Here is a 21,282-nt window from a genome sequence, read left to right as displayed (position 1 = left end):
GTGTTCAGTATTAATCTATTGTTTAATCGGAGTCAACCGCTTATTTGGTCTCCCAATTAGTTATATCCACAAGTTTGATGTTAAACTTGAGATTGCTGAACGGGAGTATCTTGCCTGTACCGGAAGTGCCGTATGCCGACTGATAGGGTATTATGACTTCCACCGAGTCGCCTACGTGCATTTCCTGAAGAGCTATGGTCCAGCCCGGAATGACAGAGTTTACCTTTGTCTTGAACAGGGAGTCGGGGGCAAGATAGCTCGAATCAAACGCTTCGTTATTGTATAGACGTCCGATATACTTGACAGCCACGGTCGATGTATAATAGGGCTTAAGGTTGCCTGCGGTACTGTTGCGGTCGTTAAACCAGTGCATCAGTACATACTGTCCTTTATCATACGACGGTACTACCTTGCTATAATATGATCCCGAACTCAGTTCAATCTCGGCCAGCCAGTTGTTGTTCAGGTTGCGCCACTCCTTGTAGTCGTCAAGGTTATTGTCGTCTTTACAGGATATAAGGGTTACGATGGCTATAACAAAAAATGTTATGATCGGGAATTTTTTCATTGATAGTTTTTTAGAATTCTACTTTTGGCGCGTTTTCGGCTCCCGCGGCAGCTTTGAACTGCGGTTTGGCCGTAAAACCGAACCATCCGGCATAAATGGTTGTGGGAAATTTCTTTATGGAAGTGTTGTAGTCCTTTACAGCCTCGGTATATCGTCCGCGGGCTACTGAAATGCGGTTTTCAGTGCCTTCGAGCTGTACTTGCAGGTCGCGGAAGTTTTCGTTGGCCTTCAAGTCGGGATATGCCTCGGTGACGGCAAGGAGCGATTTTAAGGCTCCGGTAAGCTCGTTCTGAGCTTCCTGAAAGCGTGCGAGAGTCTCTTCATTGAGGTCTTCGGCAGTGATGTTGATGGAAGTAGCCTTGCTGCGTGCTTCGGTCACCTTTGTCAGGGTGCCCTCTTCGTGGGCGGCGTAGCCTTTGACTGTAGCTACAAGGTTGGGTATAAGGTCGGCGCGACGCTGGTACTGGTTCTCTACCTCAGCCCAGTTCTGGTCTACGTTCTGTTGCTTTTCAACCAATGAGTTATAGTTGCATGACGAAAGAGAGGCCATGCAGACAATTCCTATAAGAAGTGTCTTTAAATTGTGGAATTTCATTTTCTAAATATAAAAATATGTGTTGTAGGGTTGTTATCCGAGTTTGCGCAACAGAGAGTTGATGCTTACCGTATCATGGATAAGGCGGTGCAACTCGCTGATGTCAACACGTTTCTGCTCCATAGAGTCGCGTTCGCGCAAAGTTACGGTGTTGTCCTCAAGGGTCTGATGGTCTACGGTAACGCAGAAGGGGGTGCCTATGGCGTCCTGTCGGCGGTAGCGCTTGCCTATGGAGTCCTTTTCCTCGTAATGGGTCGGGAAATCAAATTTCAAGTCGTTGACAATCTCGCGGGCCTTTTCGGGCAGGCCGTCCTTACGCACGAGCGGCATGACCGCGCACTTTACGGGAGCGAGCGCCGGCGGCAGGTGTAGTACTACGCGGGTATCGCCGCCCTCGAGCGGCTGCTCCTCGTAGCTTGAGCAGAGTACCGACAGGAACATGCGGTCGACACCGATTGAGGTCTCGATGACATAAGGCACGTAGCTCTCGTTGAGTTCCGGATCGAAGTACTGGATTTTCTTTCCCGAGAATTTCTCGTGCTGCGACAAGTCAAAGTTAGTGCGTGAGTGGATGCCTTCCACTTCCTTGAAACCGAACGGCATCTCAAATTCGATGTCGGTCGCGGCATTGGCATAATGGGCCAGTTTCTCGTGGTCGTGATAGCGGTATTTGGCATCGCCGAGTCCGAGGGCTTTATGCCAGCGCAGACGGGTCTCTTTCCAGCGTTTGAACCATTCGAGTTCTTCGCCGGGACGCACAAAGAACTGCATCTCCATTTGCTCGAACTCGCGCATGCGGAATATGAACTGGCGTGCCACGATTTCGTTGCGGAATGCTTTGCCTATCTGGGCTATACCGAACGGTATGCGCATGCGGCCTGTCTTCTGTACGTTAAGATAGTTGACAAATATGCCTTGAGCTGTCTCGGGGCGCAGATATACAGTCATGGCACCGTCAGCGGTCGAACCCATTTCCGTGCGGAACATGAGATTGAACTGACGAACTTCGGTCCAGTTTTTGGTGCCTGATATAGGATCAACGATCTCTTGGTCGATTATGATCTGGCGCAATTCATTAAGATCGTTGTCGTTCATAGCTTTGGCAAAGCGCTCGTGAAGGGCGTCGCGCTTGGATTTTTGCTCCAGTATGCGGGGATTGGTCTGGCGGAAGAGAGTCTCGTCGAAAGTATCGCCGAAACGCTTGCGCGCTTTCTCAACCTCTTTCTCTATCTTATCGTCCATCTTGGCGATAGCGTCTTCGATAAGTACGTCGGCGCGATAACGCTTCTTGGAGTCTTTGTTGTCGATGAGAGGGTCGTTGAAGGCGTCGACGTGTCCCGAGGCTTTCCAGATGGTCGGATGCATGAAAATTGCCGAGTCTATACCAACAATGTTTTCATGAAGCAGGGTCATTGCGTCCCACCAGTAACGCTTTATGTTGTTTTTGAGTTCCACTCCGTTTTGTCCGTAGTCGTAAACTGCCGACAGACCGTCGTATATTTCGCTGGACTGGAACACAAAACCGTATTCTTTGGCATGTGATACTATCTTTTTGAACTGATCTTCCTGTTGTGCCATTTCGAGTAGTTTTATAAGTCAGTGAATTTAAAGACGCAAAGATAACGAAAAAAGCTCAATCGAACAAAATTTCGGCTTTCTCTCCCAATGAAAGGTCCAAATGTATAAATTCGTCGGCTTTTACGTCTTTGCCGTTGACCGATATATGCCGTACGTATGCTGGAACTTTTATTTTCTGGGAGGATACCGGGCCGCCTGTTATCGTAGCTGATGTCACTTTGCCGTTTTTCCACTGTATGTCGGCTGTGGCTCCTCCCCTGACTTTGAAGCCGTGCAGTGAGCCCGACTGCCATTCGTCAGGAAGGGCTGGAAGCATATTGATGAAGCCGTCCTGACTCTGAAGCAGCATTTCGCTTATGCCGGCGGTCCCGCCCCAGTTGCCATCCATCTGGAATGGCGGATGAGAGCAGAACAGATTCGGGAATGTGCCGGCTCCGTGGCCCTGATAATCAGTGCTATTGTATATATAAGCCGGTGTGAGTAGCGCCTTGAACAACTTGTAGGCTCTGTCTCCGTCGCCCAAGCGGGCCCAGAAGCATACTTTCCAAGCGCGGCTCCATCCGGTGCCTCCGTCGCCGCGGCGCTCAAGGGTTTTACGGCATGCTTCGGCAAGTTCAGGAGTGAGAGAGGCCGATATGCCGTTGCCCGGGTGCAGGGCATAAAGATGACTTACATGGCGGTGGTGCGGGTCGGTTTCGTCGTACTCTTCAAGCCACTCCATAAGCCGTCCGTCATGGCCTATGCTGTCGGGTGGCAACAATGCCATGTCGCGGCGCAGCGAGTCGGCAAATAGCGAGTCCACACCAAGTATTGTGGCGGCTTCGGCCACATTGCCGTAAAGTTCGCGTATAATCTGAGAATCCATTGCCGGGCCCATGCATACGCTTATCGGGGTGGGGTCGTCGCCGACGGTAAATGTGTTCTCAGGAGATGATGATGGCGCAGTCACGAGACGTCCGCGTTTCGGTTCTTTGATCATGGTGGACTTGAAAAATTCTGCCGCGCCTTTCATGACGGGGTATATCTCCGACAGATATTGCCGGTCGGCAGTATACAGGTAGTGTTCCCAAAGATGTGCGCACAGCCATGCGCCTCCTGTATTGGTGGCTCCCCATGAAGGGTGCTGTCCGGGGTCGGTGTATTCCCACGGGTTGGTCATCATGTGCATGACCCATCCTCGGGCTTCGGGTCCGTAGAACACTTTGGCCGTATGTGCTCCGTTGGGCACGGCGCGCTTTACCAAGTCTATGAGCGGGCCGTGGAGCTCCGACAGGTTGCCCGGTTCTACGGGCCAGTGGTTCATCTGTACATTTATGTTGGTGTGGTAGTCGCCGTTCCATGGTGTCGACACCCCATTGGCCCAAAGTCCTTGAAGATTCGGGGGCATGCCTCCGGGCATGGTGCTGCATATGAGCAGGTATCGGCCGTAGTTGTAATACAAAGCTGCCAGTGACGGCTCGCTTTGTGTCTGGAACGCTTCGATGCGCCGGTCTGTCGGCAGTGCGGCGGCATGGCCCTCTTCAAGTTCTATGCCGGCACGGTCAAAGAGCATGCGGTGGCGTTTTATACCCTCTTCTTTCAGTGCGGCAAGGGCTTTGGTGCCGGCGGTGGCTTTATTGACGGCATTCAGCGCCGCTGTATTATAAAGGGCTCCGTATAGATAGGTCGTGGCCGCTCCCATGACTATATAGACTTCGTCGGCATTTGCCACTGCGAGTGTAGAGTCGGTGGAATGTGTGGATGCCCCTTTGCCGCTTGCTGTAATGGCTGCTGCAAGTGCATATTTCATGCCGTCGATGCCTTTAGCTCCGCTGTCAAGTGTGCCTGTCATTAAAAGGCGGTTGTCGCCGGCCGACGATACTACGGCTCTTTCGGGCCTCGACAGTGATGCGGTGAGGTTTATGCTGCCGGGCCTTGATGCTTTTATATGATAAATCATGACATCTTCGCCACGGGGCACATAGCACTCCTGTACATACTCGGTGCCGGATATGGAGTAGGATGTATAGGCTGCAGCTTCGGTGAGATCAAGCCAACGTGTGTAGTCTGATACTTTATCCGAACCGTATGAAAGGTCGATGTTCAGGTCGGCAAGCATATGATAACTGCCGTATGTGCCGCCGTCGGTTGTCATTGTCGGTACGAAAGTCGTGTACATCAGTTCCTGCGCCTCGCGGTTTCGGCCCTCGGCAAGCAGGCGTTGTATCTCGGGCAGGCTTTTGGCAGCATCAGGGTTGTCGTAGCAGGCCTTTGACCCGCTCCACATGCTTATCTCGTTCAGCACCACGTGCTCTTTAAACGGATTGCCGTAAGGAGTCATGCCGAGACGTCCGTTGCCTACCGGAAGAGTTTCTTCCCATTGTACGGCCGGGGCTTTGTACCATAGTGTCTTGTCGGGTGAAAAACGGTTGTCGGCCGTCATTGAGCCGGCAGTTGTGTAAAATAGCAATACTATAATGCCGGAAAGGTAATTTTTCATCTGTAAACAGGCTGAAGTTAAAGTTGTGTTAGAGTTTTTATCTGCAAAGATACTAATATACATAATATATTTCGGCGGAAACCGAAAAAATCGCTATCTTTGTAGTGATATGACGTTATGTGTCATTTTACCATTGAAATCATTATCCCATAAATGAGCGACGATATTATTACCCCTGAAAATACCGATGAGGCAGCGGACATGCCGGACGAAAAAAACGGAAAGACTTCGTCACACATGTCTGTCGATACAACCGGCGGTGTTGTTAAACATCAATTGCGAGGCATGTACCAGAGCTGGTTTCTCGACTACGCCTCTTATGTGATACTCGAGCGTGCCGTGCCTCATATAGCCGACGGCCTCAAGCCGGTGCAGCGCCGTATACTCCATTCGATGAAGACGATGGACGACGGACGCTTCAATAAGGTGCAGAATGTGGTGGGCGATACGATGAAGTATCATCCTCACGGCGACGCGTCGATAAAGGATGCGCTTGTGCAGCTCGGTCAGAAAGAACTGCTTGTGGAGACGCAGGGTAACTGGGGAAATATACTCACCGGAGCATCGGCTGCTGCCGGACGTTATATTGAAGCGCGGTTGTCGCCTTTTGCGCTGGAAGTGCTTTACAGTCCGAAAGTGACTGACTGGACGGTGTCATATGACGGACGAAATCCGGAGCCTGTCACGCTGCCCGTAAAGTTTCCTTTGCTGCTTATGCAGGGGGCCGAGGGTATAGCCGTGGGTCTCTCGTCAAAGATTCTGCCTCATAATTTCAATGAGATTATAGATGCCGCTGTGTCTTATCTGAGGGGAGAGCCTTTTGTGCTTTACCCCGATTTCCCGACCGGAGGCTTCCTTGATGTAAGCAAGTATAATGACGGCGAGCGCGGAGGGTCGGTGAAGATAAGGGCTAAAATAGAGAAGGTCGACAACAAAACCCTTGCCATAACGGAGATACCTTACGGCAAGACGACGGGCACTATAAACGACTCTATACTTAAAGCCGCCGAAAAGGGCAAAATAAAGGTGCGCAAAGTCGAGGACATGACCTCAGCCACGGCTCTTATACTGGTGCATCTGCTCCCGGGCACATCGTCAGACAAGGCTATCGACGCACTTTATGCTTTCACCGACTGCGAGGTAAGCATATCGCCCAACTGTTGTGTCATATCTGACAAGAAACCTCATTTCCTCGGCGTGAGCGATGTGTTGCGCCACAATGTCGACTATACGCTTGAACTGCTACGCCGGGAACTGATGATAAAGCGCGGCGAAATACAGGAGGCACTGCACTTCGCCTCGCTCGAGCGCATATTTATCGAGCAGCGCATATACAAAGACAAGGAGTTTGAGCAGGGTGAAACCATGGATAAAGTGCTGGAGCACATTGACCGCAGACTTGAACCTTTCAAGGACTCGCTGTTTCGCGAAGTCACCCGCGATGACCTGCTTAAGCTTATGGAGATAAGGATGAAGCGCATCCTGAAGTTTAACAGCGATGAGGCCGACCGCGTAATAGCCACTCATAAAGAACGTATTGCTGAAATAAACGACCGTCTCGATCACATGGTGGATTACACTGTAGACTGGTTTCTCGGGCTTAAGGAGAAGTACGGAGAGCCTTATGTGCGCCATACGGTGATAAGAGGTTTCGACAGTATAGAGGCGGCTACCGTGGCCGAAGCCAACGAAAAGTTGTATATCAACCGTGAAGAAGGATTTATCGGCACGGCTCTGAAGAAAGATGAGTATGTATGCAGTTGCTCCGATATAGACGATATAATCATATTTTATAAAGACGGCAAGTATAAGGTAGTACGAGTACAGGATAAATTGTTTATAGGCAAAAATGTGCTGTATGTCAATGTGTTTAAGCGCAACGACTCACGCACTATCTACAATGTCATATATCAGAACGGCAAGGGTGGCATATACTACATGAAGCGCTTTGCCGTAACCGGTGTGACGCGCGACAAGGAGTATGATGTCACGCAAGGACTGCCCGGATCGAAGATTCTATGGTTCTCCGCCAATCCTAACGGTGAGGCCGAAGTGGTCAAGGTGACTTTGAAACCGAAACTGCGACTGAAGACACTGCAGTTTGACGTGGATTTTGGCGAACTTGCTATAAAAGGCAAGGGTGCTCAGGGCAATATCGTCACCAAAAATGAGGTGCACCGGTTTACTCTGAAAGAGAAAGGGGCCTCCACTCTCGGCGGCCGTGAGGTGTGGTTTGATCCGGATGTCCTTCGTATAAATTATGAAAAGAGGGGCACATTCCTCGGTGAATTTGCCGGCACTGATAAAATACTTGTCATTCTCAAATCGGGAGAATACTACATGTCGACTTTCGATGCAGGAAACCATTATGAGGACAACATACTGCGCATAGAGAAGTATCGTCCGGGACATGTGTGGACGGCGGTGTTAAATGATGCCGATCAAGGTTATCCCTACTTGAAACGCTTTACATTTGAACCGGTGTCCAAACGTACGCGCTTCCTCGGCGACAACGACAAGTCGACGCTCATCCTGCTTAGTGACGCTTCCGGATGTCGTATTGAAGTCACTTTTGGCGGTGACGATGCATTCCGGCCCGCTATGATGGTGGATGCTATGGAATTTGTTGCTGTCAAGAGCTATAAGGCTAAAGGAAAGCGCTTGACTACTTATGCCATCGAATCGGTTGCCGAGATTGAACCGCGTGAAGTTGATGATGTCGATGACGAAGTTTCGCCCGACGATATTGATGCTGATAGCGATGAAGCCAATGAGCCTGACCGCTCCGATGATGAGGTCCGCGATGAAATAAACGGACAGAAACGCATATTTTAATGATTCATGAAACGTACGATTATATATATAATAGTATTGATTGTCGCAGTGCTACCGGCATATCCGCAGGAAGAAGCGGCGACTTTGCGTCCGGTGACTTCGGCATATACGGCTGAAATAGGTGATGCAAGGCTGGCCAATACTTATCTGACTCCGCTGAAATATACCGGATGGAGCGCCGCGTTCAATTACGAACGCATGCAGGCGATGAAATTCAATCCTGACAAGTGGGTTATGCGGCTTGCTGCTGGACTAACTCTTGACGGCACCGAGAATCCGGCCAAAAATGCCGATATGTGGCGTCTTGTCGGTGAATTTTCATGGGGTATGACTCATAGATGGCGTATTCCCTGTAATATAACCCTCGCTGCCGGCGGGAGCACCGGTGTTGACTTAGGTGTGTTGTACAACTCGCGTAACGGCAATAACCCTGTGGCTGTGGAGGCGGCGTGGACTGTCAATCTTACCGGCTATGCGGCATGGAATACACGCATAGGCCGCCTTCCTCTGACATTGCGCTACCAGCCTACGCTACCGGTGGCGGGTGTGTTTTTCTCGCCCGATTACGGAGAGTTGTTTTATGAAATATCGCTTGGCAACCGGTCGGGACTTGTGCATTGTGCTTGGTGGGGCAATTATTTCCGTATGGAAAATCTTGTCACCGCCGACTTGCATTTCGGTGCTACATGTCTGCGGCTCGGTTTGCGAAGCAATGTGCTGTCGACAAAGGTCAACAATATAGTCACCCGGGTCGTGACCACGGCAGCCGTAATCGGCATATCTGGTGAGTGGATGAGTCTTAATCCTTCGCGCGGCATTGACTCCAAGGCCCGCATAATTTCTGCATTGTATTGATGATACGCATATGTTATTTAATGATGCTCGTGCTGCTGGCGGCTACGACATCGTGTCATAAGTTAGAGTCGTGGAGCGACAGCCAGCACGGCAACTTTGAGGCTCTGTGGTCTATTATGGATCAGCACTATTGCTTCTTTACCGAGAAAGGTGTGGACTGGGACGAAATACACTCGCGCTATGTCGCTAAAGTGAGCGATGATATGACTGACAAGGAGCTGTTTTATGTATGTGCCGATATGCTCAACGAACTCCGCGACGGACACACCAATCTAAGCTCGTCGTTCAATGTGTCATATTACCGTAAGTGGTGGAGCGATTATCCCGAGAACTACAATGCGCGTCTTGTCGAAGAGCATTATCTTAATTTCAACTATCTAAGTGCCGGAGGCATGGACTATGCGATTCTGCCTCAGAATGTGGGCTATATGCGATATTCAAGTTTCAACAGCATGGTAGGAGAGAGCAATCTCGACCAGATATTGCTGCATCTTAACGTGTGCGACGGGTTGATTATAGATGTGCGTGACAATGGGGGAGGCAGTATGACGAATGTCGAGACAATCGTAAGGCGTTTTATAACCGAGCGTACTCTTGCCGGCTACATATCGCACAAGACCGGACCCGGCCATGACGACTTCTCCGAGCCATATGCCTATTATTATGACCCGGCTGAAGCCGGCCGTATCATGTGGGGCAAGCCTGTCGTGGTGCTGGCGAGCCGCGGTACATTCAGTGCCGCCAATAATTTTGTGTCGATAATGCAGTACAGGCCCAATACAGTCATAGCCGGTTCGACTACCGGAGGCGGCAGCGGCATGCCGTTTAATTCCGAATTGCCCAACGGATGGGGCATACGTTTCTCGGCATGTTCAGTGCTTGACGCCAAAGGCAATACCACAGAGCAAGGTATAGAACCGACACCCGGGTGTGCTGTTGACCTTGATCCTGTGCAGGCTCTTGACGGCCATGACACAATACTCGACTTTGCCATAAGCTATCTTACCGGAACTTCGTTTGCTTACAATCGTCAGTAAATTTAGGGTTGTGTAAACTCACTTTTAAATATTTAAAGGAATGTCAATGAAAAAGTTGTTTTGCGCTATGGCAGGGATTGTTGCCGTAGCGTCGGCCGTAGCTGATACGCCGTTATGGTTGAGGTATCCGGCCATTTCGCCCGATGGCTCTACGATAGCGTTTTGTTATCAGGGCGATATTTTTACCGTGCCCTCGTCAGGTGGTGCGGCAAAACGTATCACGACCAATCCCGCTTATGACTATATGCCGGTATGGAGTCCCGATGGCCGGTCAATAGCATTTGCTTCCGACCGCAACGGTAATATGGATGTTTATGTTGTGAGTGCTGAAGGAGGAGTTCCGCGAGCAGTGACTGTAAATTCGGTAAATGAGACTCCCGTGCTGTTTATTGACAACGACCATATTTTGTACTCGGCTTCGATGCTGCCTGACCGTAAGGATATACAATTCCCGTCCGGACAGTTTCCGCAGCTATATAAAATACCTGTTACCGGTGGTCGTCCCGTCATGTTTTCGTCGCTTGCCATGGAGAACCTGTCGGTGAATCCGGTTGACGGCACGATATTATATAATGACAAAAAAGGTTATGAAGATACTTGGCGCAAGCATCACCGTTCATCAATCACACGTGACATATGGTCATGTGCGCCCGATGCTAAATCGTCATTCAAAAAACTGACTGATTTTGCCGGTGAGGACCGCAATCCGGTGTGGGCCCCCGACGGTAAGTCTTATTACTTCCTTAGCGAGCGCGACGGTAGTTTCAATGTCTACAAGTCGTCGCCGGGAAAAGCTGTCGAGCGCTTGACTCGTCACGACCGCCATCCCGTGCGCTTCCTTTCGTCATCTGACAAGGGACTGTTGTGTTACTCATACGACGGCGAACTCTATACCCTTGCCGAAGGATGTGAGCCGAGTAAGGTAAGTGTGTCGATCGTGAGCGATGTGGTGGAGCGTTCGGTGTTTGCACGCAATCTAAGGAGCGGTGCGTCAGACGTATCGGTATCGCCCTCTGGCAAAGAGGTGGCTTTTATAGTGCACGGCGATGTTTATGTTACTTCGATTGAGTACAATACCACGCGCCGCATAACGGATACTCCGCAGCAAGAACGTGATGTGGATTTCAGCCCTGACGGCCGGTCGCTTGTGTATGCGGCCGAACGCGGCGATACATGGGGTATATATGAAAGCAAGCTTGTCCGTGACGAAGATAAATACTTTACATATGCCCGGGTTATTGCCGAGACTCCTCTTGTCGTTAATGAAAAAACATCATTTCAGCCCCGATATTCTCCCGATGGCAAGGAGGTGGCTTTTCTTGAGGACCGCACCGCGCTTCGTGTCATTAACCTGAAAGATAAGTCAGTGCGCACAGTGCTTGACGGCAAGTATAACTACTCTTACAGTGACGGCGATCAGGAGTATCAGTGGAGCCCCGACAGCAAGTGGTTTCTTGTTAGATATATAGGTGTCGGCGGATGGAATAATACTGACATTGCTCTTGTAAAAGCCGACGGCAGCGGCGATATAACCAATCTTACCGAGAGCGGGTATTCCGACAGCAATCCGCGCTGGGTGCTTGGCGGCAAGGCCATGATATGGTCATCGGACCGTGCCGGATATCGCAGTCATGGCAGTTGGGGGGCGGAGGATGACGTATATGTCATGTTCTTTGACGGCGACGCTTGGGACCGATTCCTTATGAGTAAAGAGGATCTTGCACTTGTCGAGGAACTGGAGAAAGAAACCAAGGATAAAGAAAATGACGGTAAGGATGATGCCGTCAAGAAGAAAAAGGAGAAAGGCGATAAAAAAGATAAGAATAAGGATGATGAGGCCAATAAAAAGAAAGACCTTGTCTTTGACCTTGCCAACCGTCGTGACAGAGTCATGAGACTTACCGGCAACTCTTCGCATCTCGGTGATGCGTGGCTGTCGGTCAAGGGCGATAAGCTGTATTATTGCGCTGCTTTTGAAAGCGGATATGACCTGTGGGAGCATGACCTTAAGGAGCGTTCGACCAAGATTATAATAAAAGGTGTGGGAGGAGGCACCTTTAATATCGACAAGGATGGCAAGAAGGCTTATCTGTCGTCGGGCGGAGGTATTAAGGAGATTGACTTTGATGGGGCCAAGAGCAAGGATATTCCCTTTGTGGCTGAATTTAATTATCGGCCGGCTGAAGAACGTATCTATATGTTCAACCATGCTTGGCGTCAGGTGAAGGATAAGTTCTACGACCCAGTCATACACGGCATAGACTGGGAGGCTTATCATCGCGATTATTCCCGGTTTCTTCCACATATAAATAATAATTATGATTTCCGCGACATGTTGTCGGAGATGCTTGGAGAGCTTAACGGCTCACACACCGGATCGCGTTACTATGGTACGATGGCGGAGTCTTCGCCGGCTACTGCCGTGCTCGGTGCTTTTTATGATGACAGTTATGACGGTGACGGACTCTGCATAGCCGAGATAATAGCCCGCGGTCCGCTTACAAAAGCAGATAGCAAGATAAAACCCGGATGCATTATTGAAAAAATAAACGGTGCCTCCATTGTGAATAATGCCGATTATGCTCCTTTGCTTGCCGGAAAATCAGGCAAAAAAGTCGTGTTGTCGGTATATGATCCGTCCACAGGAAAGCGCTTCGAAGAGACCGTCACACCGATAACTTATGGTGCTCAGTCTACACTTCTGTATCGACGCTGGGTCGAAAATAACCGACGCAAGGTCGAGGAACTTTCGGGCGGAAAGGTTGGATATGTACATGTCGAGGGTATGAATAGTCCGAGTTTCCGCGAGGTGTACTCTGATCTGCTTGGCCGTTATCGCAACTGCGAGGCGGTAATTGTTGACACACGCCATAATGGTGGCGGCTGGTTGCACGATGACCTTGCCACACTGCTTAGCGGCAAGGAGTACGCGCAGTTTGCTCCGCGTGGTCAGTATATAGGCAGCGATCCGTTCAACAAGTGGCTGAAGCCGTCATGTGTGCTTATTTGCGAGGACAATTATTCCAATGCACACGGTTTCCCGTGGGTATACAAGACTTTGGGTATAGGTAAACTTATAGGTGCTCCGGTACCGGGTACTATGACTGCCGTATGGTGGGAGACCCAGATTGACCCGAGTATTGTGTTTGGCATACCGCAGGTAGGCTGTCGCGATATGAACGGCAACTATCTTGAAAATCAGGAGTTGCAACCTGATATCAAAGTATACAATACCCCCGAAATGCAACTGTCGGGCCGTGATCTGCAACTTGAGACCGCCGTTAACGAGATGCTTAAGCTCTGTAAATAAGATTATATACTTTAATAATAAAAATGTCGGCTTCTGTTAAGGAGGCCGACATTTTTATTATAGCGGATTGTTATACCATCATCAGATGGCATCGTCTTCTACTGTTTCAAGTTGATCTGCATCGGCGGCGGGAGCGTCGGACGTAGCGGCTTCAAGTTTCTTCATGATTGAGAATATGAATGCGGCGGAGATAAGGCAGATCACTATAAGTATGCCCCAGATTACCGATACGGGTATCTTGCCCCACAAAAGCATAGGTATAGATACAAGGTAGTTGCCGACTGCCGTTGCGGCAAACCATCCTCCCATCATCGAGCCCTTCAACTTGGGTGGAGCCACTTTGCTTACAAAGCTGATGCCCATGGGCGACAGCAGCAATTCTGCAAATGTGAGCAGAAGGTAAGTTGATATCAGCCAGTCCGGTGATACCGAACCATTGGTGCCGACGAGGTTCAGCGAGGCGAGTACCATGACTCCGTAAGCGGCGCCGGCCATAATCATACCATAGCCTATTTTACGAGGTGCGGAGGGTTCTTTGCCTTTCTTGCCAAGCCATGCAAACAAGGCCATGGAGAAGGGTGTGAGAGCCACAACATAGAACGGATTGAACTGTTGGTACATGGCGGGGTCCACACCAGCCACAACTGCCGGCGTTGTCGAATAGATGTACCAGATTGCTGCTATGACAGCGACTAAAATGCCGCCACATATCGCGCGGGCTTTTGTCGTAGTGCTCTGAATGAGTCCGAACAAAGCATATACTCCTGCGGCGATTGCTACAAGAGCCCATATGTTGAAGCCTATGCGGGTCCAGCCCGATGCATCGGAGGTTGTGCAGCTCTTGGCAAATTCGGTCAGAGTCTGGCCGTTCTGGTGGAATACCATCCAGAAGAATATTACGACTGCAAATACCAGAAGGAGAGCCACCACACGCTGCTTGGTCTGTGACGGAGTAAGTTCCTTTCCTGTAGAGGCGTCAGCTTTCTTGCCGGCGTTATTTTTCTTATCGGTTATTATATGGGCATAAGTGCGGCGTCCGAAAGTATATATCAGGAAGCTGATGATGAGCGAGCCGCATGCGAGAGCGAACGCATAGGAACATCCTGTCGAGAATGTGGTTATATAGTCGTTGGCAAAACCCAAGAGTGAATCGAAACTTACACTGCATTTTCCGGCAAATTCGGTCAGGTATCCGGTCAGGAATGCCGAAAGATCGCCACCTGCTGCCATGCCGTTCTGGGTGGCAAATTCGGTCATGGCCTTTATCTTTTCAGGATCGGCGGGCATGTTGGTGAAGCTGTCGGTGTCGATGCACCAGTTGCACACGGTAGCGGCCATAGGATTGTCTGTGAGAAATCCTTTGCCTGACAGTGCCAGATTCTTAAGCCCCACGGCGGCCATAGGTGCAAACATCGAACCGAGGTTTATGGCCATGTAGAAAAGCGAGAACGCCGCGTCGCGACGGTCACCGTAACGGCTGTTGTTGTACAAGTCGCCTACCATTACCTGAAGGTTGCCTTTGAAGAGGCCTGTACCTACCGATATTAGGAGCAGGGCGGCAAAAAGTATCATCATAGATACATCGGAGCGCACCGGAGTAGGAGCAGACATGAGGGCATAGCCGATAAACATTACGGCAATACCTGTCACTACACATTTTGAGAAACTCCATTTGTCGGCGAGCCAGCCTCCCATGAGAGGCATGAAGTAGACAAGGGCGAGGAAGATTGAGAAAATCTGTCCCGTCCATGTAGCGTCAAACCCGAATTTCGCCTGAAGATAAAACAGGAAGATGGCGAGCATCGTATAGTAACCGAATCGCTCGCCGGTGTTGGCTAACGAAAGCACGTACAAGCCCGCAGGTTGATTTTTAAACATAAATTGGGGTGTTAATTAATGATTGGTTTAAGATTGATTCAGCGGATTTAATAAAAGCCTTTTTATTTCGAACTGTCGATTTTGGCTTTGTAAGCCACGGCATAGAGCTTCATTTGTTTTACAAGTGCTGCGAGTCCGTTGCTGCGAGTCGGCGAAAGGTGCTCGGAAAGTCCTATTCTGTCAATGAAGTACAGGTCGGAGTCCATTATCTCGTCGGGAGTATGTCCTGAAAGAACTTTGACGAGCATACTTATTATGCCTTTTACGATTATAGCGTCGCTGTCGGCTGTGAACTCTATCTTTCCGTCGGGAGTAAGTGCTGCATGGAGCCATGCACGGCTCTGACAACCTTCTATAAGGTATTCCGGAGTGCGGTATTTTTCGTCAATCGGTGGCAGAGCGTTTCCGAGATCTATAATATATGCGTAACGGTCCATCCAGTCATCGATGTCGGCAAACTCCTCGATTATTTCGTTTTGTTGTTGATTTATGGTCATTGTTTGTCTTGTTTATAAATTGACGTATCAGTTCTTTTCGCGGTATATGGTGTTTACTACCGTCTGTCCCACAGCTTTTAGCGTTTCTTTGTCTATATTGCTTAGGTTGTCCTGCATGGTGTGCCATGTCGGCGGAAAGGTGCCGGTTGTATGGTTGCCGCACTCTATTATGTCTATGCACGGTATGCCGGCCCGGTTTATGAATATGTGGTCGTCGGTGACTCCTCCCTGTACCGATGACGGGAACTGCTTGCTGTAGCCCGATGCTGAGGCTATCTGCCATACCTTGTCGTTGATATGCGGGGCTTCCTGTTCCGATACGTATTCTTTATGAAATTTGGCATTGCTTCCGCCTACCATGTCGAGCAGTATGCCGTATTCTGGAAAGTTATCGCCTGAATATGGCATATGGTTTACCCAATACTGGGTGCCAAGACACCAAGTTTCTTCGTTGCTGCCCCATCCTTCATTACGTCCGGAGTCTTCTCCGTCAACAAACAGTAGGTCTATGCCTATGTCAGGACGTTTTTCATGCATGAGTCGGGCTATCTCAAGGAGGACTGCGGTGCCGCTTCCTCCGTCATTGGCACCGGGCACCGGAGTACCGCGGTTTTCTATTTTGGGATCATTGTCGGCCCACGGACGAGTATCCCAGTGTGCTATCAGGAGCACTCGACGTGCCGAGTCGGTATTGAAGCGACCCATTATGTTTACTATGGGCATTTTGCCACCGAGGTAGTTTTCTACTACTGTCGGTTGAAGCAGTATAGTGTCGGCTCCATAGGAGTCGAGGGTATTGACTATTAGGTCGGCACAAGCTCTGTGTCCGGGAGTGCCGGGCACACGGGGGCCGCAGTCAAGCTGTTGTTTTATAAAGTTGTAGGCGCTGTCGGCATTGAATATGACAGCGCTTTGCAGAGTCTCTTGATTGACTTGAGTTTCAGTGCGTCCGCTCTTGGTATGGCACGAACCTAAAACAACCGAGAGGAGCAGAATCGCAAAATGTAATATCTTCATAGGGCACTATGCATGATTGATTACCCAAAGTTACATAAAAGTTACAAAACTTAGGCTTTTTCAGCGCAATGTGCCAGATGTTTACACATTTTTTAACTTTTGGAGCGTCTTGGTATGGGTTACGCACTCGGGGACCTCAGGTAAAAAGTGGGTGACATAGATGAGTGTGAGTTTGTCGCGCTTGACCAATGAGTTTATTGCGGCTTTCACACTACGCTTACGAGCCGAGTCAAGACCGTGCAGAGGTTCGTCGAATATGAGCAGGTCAGGATGCTTGATAAGGGTACGCGCTATAAGTACCAGACGTTGTTCTCCGGTGGAGAGTGTGTTGTAGCGGCGTTCTGCCAGTTTTTCAAGATGAAAGAGGTCTATCCATCGCCATGCTGCTTCTTTTGCCAATGGGGTGATGCGTGCGAAGTTGCCCGACGTGTTCGACAGGCCTTGTGCTATGACTTCTGCAACTGTACCGTTATGCCGGAAATAGAGATGCATTTCCGGCGACACATATCCTATGCGGCTCTTTATGTCCCAGATGCTCTCGCCTGTACCGCGTTTACGGTCAAAGATTACTATGTCGTTGCTATAGGCTTGCGGGTTGTCGGCATAAATGAGGCTTAGCAGTACCGATTTGCCGCATCCGTTGGGGCCGGCAAGAGCCCAGCATTCGCCGTTGAGTATTTTCCAAGATTCGTTTTTTATGATATGTCTGTTGCCGTACCGCACATTGCAGCAGTTCATCTGAAGTGTTACTTCATGTGTCGCCGGCTTGTGTGGCGATTTAGGCAGTCTGTCCGTGTCGATAGCGAAGTCCATCAGACTCATCAGCCGCGAGCGCAGAGCCTCAACGTTGCCGCTGCATGCTATCGGTACTCCTATGGTGAGTCCGGTTAATGGTATGACTGTGTCGGTGCATGGGGGCAGTTCGTTTGGATTGCACAGCAGCATTATAACCGATGTGCCGGAAGCCGATATGCCGGCCACGGCTTCGTCAAGCAATTTACGCGACGGGGCGTCCAGACCTATGTACGGATTGTCTATGATAATTATGTCGGGAGACGACATCAGTGTGTTGATGATTAGCAGCTTGCGTAGTTCTCCGCTCGACAGGTAATTTAGCTTTTTGTTTTCTATGCCGTCAATGTTAAGCTGTCGGCACAAACGATCCCAAAGCGGCAAGTCGATTTTATCGCTCATTATATCTTTTACCGTAGGCACTTCGTCGTTCATTGTCGCTTCGTTGCGCTGCTGGTAATACTCTACGTGACATCCGCTCAAGGAGTGTATGTCGTTGAACTCGACGTAAGTTATCGACGGTTTGCCTTTGGCTGACGATATGGCGTTGGTCATGATGTTCCAGCCTTTCTCGATGATTCTGCCAAGCGTGGATTTTCCGCTGCCGTTAGGACCGATGATAACGGTCACGCCTTCGGGAATAGTCACATGATGTGGATTTTTCAATTCCACTCCGATGTAACGCAGTGTGCCGCTCTGCAACTTTATAAGCTCTTTCATGTCGCAAAATTACACTTTTCTGTCGATTAAAGTGCCCTATATCATGGGAAATGACTAATTTTGCATCCATAAAATATAAAACATACTTCGATGAATTTTATTGACGAACTTAAATGGCGCGGAATGCTCCATACGATGATTCCCGGTACTGATGATTTTATAAACTCTCAGCAGACAACCGCTTATCTCGGCATAGACCCCACAGCCGATTCACTTCATATAGGACATCTATGCGGCGTTATGATACTGCGCCATTTCCAGCGTTGCGGCCACAAGCCCATAGCTTTGGTTGGCGGTGCCACCGGCATGATAGGTGATCCGTCAGGCAAGTCGGCCGAGCGCAATCTGCTCGACGAGCCTACACTTCGTCATAATCAGGAGGCAATAAAGAAGCAACTTGCCAAGTTTCTTGACTTTGACTCCGATGCCCCCAATCGGGCCGAGCTTGTCAACAATTACGACTGGATGAAAGACTTCTCGTTTCTTGACTTTGCCCGACTGATAGGCAAGCATATAACCGTCAATTATATGATGGCCAAGGACTCGGTTAAAAAACGTCTTAACGGCGAAGCGCGCGACGGACTGTCGTTTACCGAATTTACCTACCAGTTGCTTCAGGGTTATGACTTCCTGCATCTGTACGAAGAAAAAGGCTGTAAACTGCAGATGGGCGGCAGCGACCAGTGGGGCAATATGACTACCGGTACCGAACTTATACGTCGTAAACTCGGTGGCGAGGCTTATGCGCTTACATGTCCGCTTATAACAAAAGCCGACGGTACTAAATTCGGCAAGACCGAGAGCGGCAATGTATGGCTTGATTCGCATTATACATCGCCTTACAAGTTCTATCAGTTCTGGCTCAATGTTTCTGACGAGGACGCCGAGCGTTATATAAAGATATTTACTGAACTTACCCGTGAAGAGGTTGAAGCCCTCGTTGCGGAACAGGCCGAGGACCCCGGCCGTCGTCCGTTGCAGAAGCGTCTTGCCAAGGAGGTGACCGTTATGGTGCACTCTCTCGAAGACTACGAGGCTGCTGTCGAGGCATCGCAGATACTGTTCAGCAACAAAGCCGGCGAGCTTCTTCACTCTATTGACGAACAGACGCTGCTTGACATATTTGAGGGCGTAGACCGGTATGAAATCGACTGTAGCGTACTTGACGGTTCTGTAAAACTTGCCGACCTGCTTACCGACAATGCCCCTATATTTCCGAGCAAGGGTGAATTGCGAAAACTCGCGCAACAGAACGGTTTGTCCATAAACAAGGAGAAGGTGACTGATATAAATCTTCCTGCCGGTACGGATTTGTTGCTTAATGACAAATATATACTCGTACAGAAGGGTAAGAAAAACTATTATCTAATCATTGTGAAGTAGCGCTTTTCCTTCCGTCATAAATCATAAAGGGCGCCCGGTGCTTATAGCTGCCGGGCGCCCTTTAAGTAAAGAATAATTGTAATGGGAAAAATATTAACTGTCATAGCCGCATTATCCATATTGGTCCCTTCGGCATGGTTGCATGCAAAGACTGAGCCGGTAGATTACGTCAGTACTCTTGTCGGCACTCATTCAAAACGCGAGTTGTCCACCGGAAATACTTATCCGGCTATAGTTTTGCCTTGGGGTATGAATTTCTGGACGCCGCAGACCGGTAAAATGGGTGACGGGTGGACATATACTTACAGCGCAGATAAAATACGCGGCTTCAAGCAGACACATCAGCCGAGTCCGTGGATGAATGATTACGGTCAGTTTGCCATTATGCCCGTCACGGGTAAGGCGGTATTCAATCAGGACGAACGAGCCAGTTGGTTTTCGCACAAGGCCGAGAAAGCCACTCCATATTATTACAGAGCTTATCTCGCCGATCATGACGTTGTGACGGAAATAACTCCTACCGAAGCGCGGCTATGTTCCGTTTCACATTTCCTGAAAATGACAGCTCTTTTGTCATAGTCGATGCTTATGACAATGGCTTTTATGTCAAAATTATACCTTCGGAAAATAAGATAATTGGATATCTCCAAGACGACAAAAAATACCGGCGGTGTACCTGACAACTTCCGAAATTTTTTCATAATAGTGTTTGATAAGCCGTTTGATTATACCGCTTCCGTTACCGGCGGAGGTATAATAGACCGCGGTTCATTAGAGGCATCTGACAATCATGCCGGCGCAATAATCGGCTTCAGGACTACACGCGGTGAACGTGTGCATGCTCGTGTGGCATCGTCGTTCATCAGCCATGAGCAGGCTGAACGTAATTTACAGGAACTTGGCGTGGCCGGTTTTGATGAAGTGGTGTATGAAGGCAGGAAGATATGGAATGATATACTTGCACGTTGAAAAAAACGATGAAAGAGATCGGTGTCTATGCCAAGAGAGCTATGAATTACAAGAATCTGTTTGACTCTGAAAGCAGACTGATGCGTGGTCGTAATGAAAACGGTGAATTTCAGGCACCGTTTAATCCGTTGAAGTGGGGCGATGCTTTCACTGAAGGCAATAGCTGGCACTACTCGTGGTCGGTGTTTCATGACCCGCAAGGATTGATTGAGCTTATGGGTGGTCGTGATGAGTTCAACCGTATGATGGACTCCGTGCTTGTCGTGCCTCCTGTGTTTGACGAGAGCTATTATGGCAGTGTTATACATGAGATAAGGGAGATGCAGATAATGAACATGGGCAATTATGCTCATGGCAACCAGCCTATTCAGCACATGCTGTATATGTACACTTACTCCGGACAGCCGTGGAAAGCCCAGAAATGGATACGTGAAGTGATGGACAATATGTACTGGGAACTCCTTATTTCAAGTCAATGAAACTTCATCTTGAAAACGGCAATACCGTTACTCTCGATGCGCCAGAAAATAGTGCCGATAACCGTTATATAGGTTCGATGTATGTAAACGGACATGTATATGACCGAAATTATTTGACCCATGACGACCTTATGAAAGGAGCATACGTAAACTATAGGATGATATCGGAGCCAAATACCGAAAGAGGTGCGACCCCGTCATCATTTCCGTATTCTTTCTCAACTGAATTGACGTCGCCGAGGTGAAACGTGTATGGAACTGCGCGTATACCATCTCGGTAGTCAAGGCCG

The 21,282-nt window shown here is 49.3% G+C and carries 15 protein-coding genes and 1 pseudogene; 8 read left to right on the top strand and 8 right to left on the bottom strand.

Annotated features, from left to right (window positions below; genetic code table 11):
- Positions 1-40: 40 nt before the first annotated feature.
- Genes FW767_RS10750 through FW767_RS10735 form a run of 4 tightly spaced genes read right to left on the bottom strand, consistent with a single transcriptional unit; the run spans position 41 to position 5,220 of the window.
- Positions 41-568: an FKBP-type peptidyl-prolyl cis-trans isomerase gene (locus FW767_RS10750; RefSeq protein ID WP_121700004.1), complete on the bottom strand. Its 528-nt coding sequence runs from the start codon at positions 566-568 to the stop codon at positions 41-43.
- A 10-nt stretch (positions 569-578) separates the two neighbouring features.
- Positions 579-1,163 carry a LemA family protein gene (locus FW767_RS10745; protein ID WP_121700003.1) on the bottom strand — a complete coding sequence of 195 codons (585 nt, stop codon included), beginning with the start codon at positions 1,161-1,163 and terminating at the stop codon, positions 579-581.
- 33 nt (positions 1,164-1,196) lie between these two features.
- Complete coding sequence (locus tag FW767_RS10740; protein ID WP_121700002.1) at positions 1,197-2,741, bottom strand: glycine--tRNA ligase; 1,545 nt, start codon at positions 2,739-2,741, stop codon at positions 1,197-1,199.
- Positions 2,742-2,796: 55 nt separating this feature from the next.
- Complete coding sequence (locus FW767_RS10735) at positions 2,797-5,220, bottom strand: glycoside hydrolase family 95 protein (protein WP_235898108.1); 2,424 nt, start codon at positions 5,218-5,220, stop codon at positions 2,797-2,799.
- A 201-nt stretch (positions 5,221-5,421) separates the two neighbouring features.
- Between FW767_RS10735 and FW767_RS10730 the strand changes: the two genes are divergently transcribed.
- Genes FW767_RS10730 through FW767_RS10715 form a run of 4 tightly spaced genes read left to right on the top strand, consistent with a single transcriptional unit; the run spans position 5,422 to position 13,257 of the window.
- Entirely contained in the window at positions 5,422-8,055 is a 2,634-nt protein-coding gene (locus FW767_RS10730) for a DNA gyrase/topoisomerase IV subunit A (RefSeq protein WP_369863646.1), read from the top strand.
- Between the two features lie 6 nt (positions 8,056-8,061).
- Positions 8,062-8,910, top strand: a complete 849-nt coding sequence (locus FW767_RS10725) for a DUF3316 domain-containing protein (RefSeq protein WP_121699999.1) — start codon at positions 8,062-8,064, stop codon at positions 8,908-8,910.
- On the top strand, positions 8,910-9,947 hold the full coding sequence (locus FW767_RS10720; protein ID WP_121699998.1) for a S41 family peptidase: 1,038 nt from the start codon (positions 8,910-8,912) through the stop codon (positions 9,945-9,947). The genes FW767_RS10725 and FW767_RS10720 overlap by 1 nt, the downstream gene beginning before the upstream one ends.
- A gap of 46 nt (positions 9,948-9,993) precedes the next feature.
- Complete coding sequence (locus tag FW767_RS10715; RefSeq protein WP_150980592.1) at positions 9,994-13,257, top strand: S41 family peptidase; 3,264 nt, start codon at positions 9,994-9,996, stop codon at positions 13,255-13,257.
- An 81-nt stretch (positions 13,258-13,338) separates the two neighbouring features.
- Here the strand turns inward: FW767_RS10715 and FW767_RS10710 are convergent, their stop codons facing one another.
- The 4 genes from FW767_RS10710 to FW767_RS10695 all read right to left on the bottom strand — a co-directional run bounded on the left by FW767_RS10710 (position 13,339) and on the right by FW767_RS10695 (position 18,161).
- Complete coding sequence (locus FW767_RS10710; RefSeq protein WP_121699996.1) at positions 13,339-15,135, bottom strand: peptide MFS transporter; 1,797 nt, start codon at positions 15,133-15,135, stop codon at positions 13,339-13,341.
- Positions 15,136-15,197: 62 nt separating this feature from the next.
- Positions 15,198-15,632, bottom strand: coding sequence for a SufE family protein (locus FW767_RS10705; protein ID WP_121699995.1), 435 nt, complete (start codon positions 15,630-15,632; stop codon positions 15,198-15,200).
- A 27-nt stretch (positions 15,633-15,659) separates the two neighbouring features.
- Positions 15,660-16,649, bottom strand: coding sequence for a M28 family peptidase (locus FW767_RS10700; RefSeq protein ID WP_121699994.1), 990 nt, complete (start codon positions 16,647-16,649; stop codon positions 15,660-15,662).
- An 81-nt stretch (positions 16,650-16,730) separates the two neighbouring features.
- Positions 16,731-18,161 (bottom strand): ATP-binding cassette domain-containing protein, encoded by a 1,431-nt coding sequence (locus tag FW767_RS10695; protein WP_121699993.1) that lies wholly within the window; start codon positions 18,159-18,161, stop codon positions 16,731-16,733.
- A gap of 90 nt (positions 18,162-18,251) precedes the next feature.
- Here FW767_RS10695 and tyrS point away from each other — a divergent pair, with 90 nt between their 5' ends.
- The 4 genes and pseudogenes from tyrS (at position 18,252) to FW767_RS13485 (ending at position 21,237) form a co-directional block, all read left to right on the top strand.
- Positions 18,252-19,544 carry a tyrosine--tRNA ligase gene (gene tyrS, locus FW767_RS10690; RefSeq protein WP_121699992.1) on the top strand — a complete coding sequence of 431 codons (1,293 nt, stop codon included), beginning with the start codon at positions 18,252-18,254 and terminating at the stop codon, positions 19,542-19,544.
- 81 nt (positions 19,545-19,625) lie between these two features.
- A complete protein-coding gene (locus FW767_RS13495) occupies positions 19,626-20,123 on the top strand; it encodes a hypothetical protein (RefSeq protein ID WP_394349344.1) in 498 nt (165 codons plus the stop codon).
- Between the two features lie 57 nt (positions 20,124-20,180).
- Positions 20,181-20,513, top strand: coding sequence for a hypothetical protein (locus tag FW767_RS13490; RefSeq protein ID WP_394349343.1), 333 nt, complete (start codon positions 20,181-20,183; stop codon positions 20,511-20,513).
- Between the two features lie 8 nt (positions 20,514-20,521).
- Positions 20,522-21,237, top strand: a pseudogene (locus tag FW767_RS13485) (glycoside hydrolase domain-containing protein).
- The last annotated feature ends 45 nt before the right edge of the window (positions 21,238-21,282 follow it).

The sequence above is a fragment of the Heminiphilus faecis genome (assembly GCF_008728965.1).
In the GTDB taxonomy this organism is placed as follows: Bacteria; Bacteroidota; Bacteroidia; order Bacteroidales; family Muribaculaceae; genus Muribaculum; species Muribaculum faecis.
Note: the sequence above shows the minus strand (reverse complement) of the source record. Positions and strands in the feature narration are given on the sequence as shown.

What these genes read in the sequence shown, in the direction of transcription:
- FW767_RS13495 (WP_394349344.1), top strand. Translation starts at nt 19,626, where the DNA reads ATGGGAAAAATATTAACTGTCATAGCCGCATTATCCATATTGGTCCCT.
- tyrS (WP_121699992.1), top strand. Translation starts at nt 18,252, where the DNA reads ATGAATTTTATTGACGAACTTAAATGGCGCGGAATGCTCCATACGATG.
- FW767_RS10695 (WP_121699993.1), bottom strand. Translation starts at nt 18,161, where the DNA reads ATGAAAGAGCTTATAAAGTTGCAGAGCGGCACACTGCGTTACATCGGA.
- FW767_RS10715 (WP_150980592.1), top strand. Translation starts at nt 9,994, where the DNA reads ATGAAAAAGTTGTTTTGCGCTATGGCAGGGATTGTTGCCGTAGCGTCG.
- FW767_RS10735 (WP_235898108.1), bottom strand. Translation starts at nt 5,220, where the DNA reads ATGAAAAATTACCTTTCCGGCATTATAGTATTGCTATTTTACACAACT.
- FW767_RS10730 (WP_369863646.1), top strand. Translation starts at nt 5,422, where the DNA reads ATGCCGGACGAAAAAAACGGAAAGACTTCGTCACACATGTCTGTCGAT.
- FW767_RS10740 (WP_121700002.1), bottom strand. Translation starts at nt 2,741, where the DNA reads ATGGCACAACAGGAAGATCAGTTCAAAAAGATAGTATCACATGCCAAA.
- FW767_RS10710 (WP_121699996.1), bottom strand. Translation starts at nt 15,135, where the DNA reads ATGTTTAAAAATCAACCTGCGGGCTTGTACGTGCTTTCGTTAGCCAAC.
- FW767_RS10725 (WP_121699999.1), top strand. Translation starts at nt 8,062, where the DNA reads ATGAAACGTACGATTATATATATAATAGTATTGATTGTCGCAGTGCTA.
- FW767_RS10720 (WP_121699998.1), top strand. Translation starts at nt 8,910, where the DNA reads ATGATACGCATATGTTATTTAATGATGCTCGTGCTGCTGGCGGCTACG.
- FW767_RS10745 (WP_121700003.1), bottom strand. Translation starts at nt 1,163, where the DNA reads ATGAAATTCCACAATTTAAAGACACTTCTTATAGGAATTGTCTGCATG.
- FW767_RS10750 (WP_121700004.1), bottom strand. Translation starts at nt 568, where the DNA reads ATGAAAAAATTCCCGATCATAACATTTTTTGTTATAGCCATCGTAACC.
- FW767_RS10700 (WP_121699994.1), bottom strand. Translation starts at nt 16,649, where the DNA reads ATGAAGATATTACATTTTGCGATTCTGCTCCTCTCGGTTGTTTTAGGT.
- FW767_RS10705 (WP_121699995.1), bottom strand. Translation starts at nt 15,632, where the DNA reads ATGACCATAAATCAACAACAAAACGAAATAATCGAGGAGTTTGCCGAC.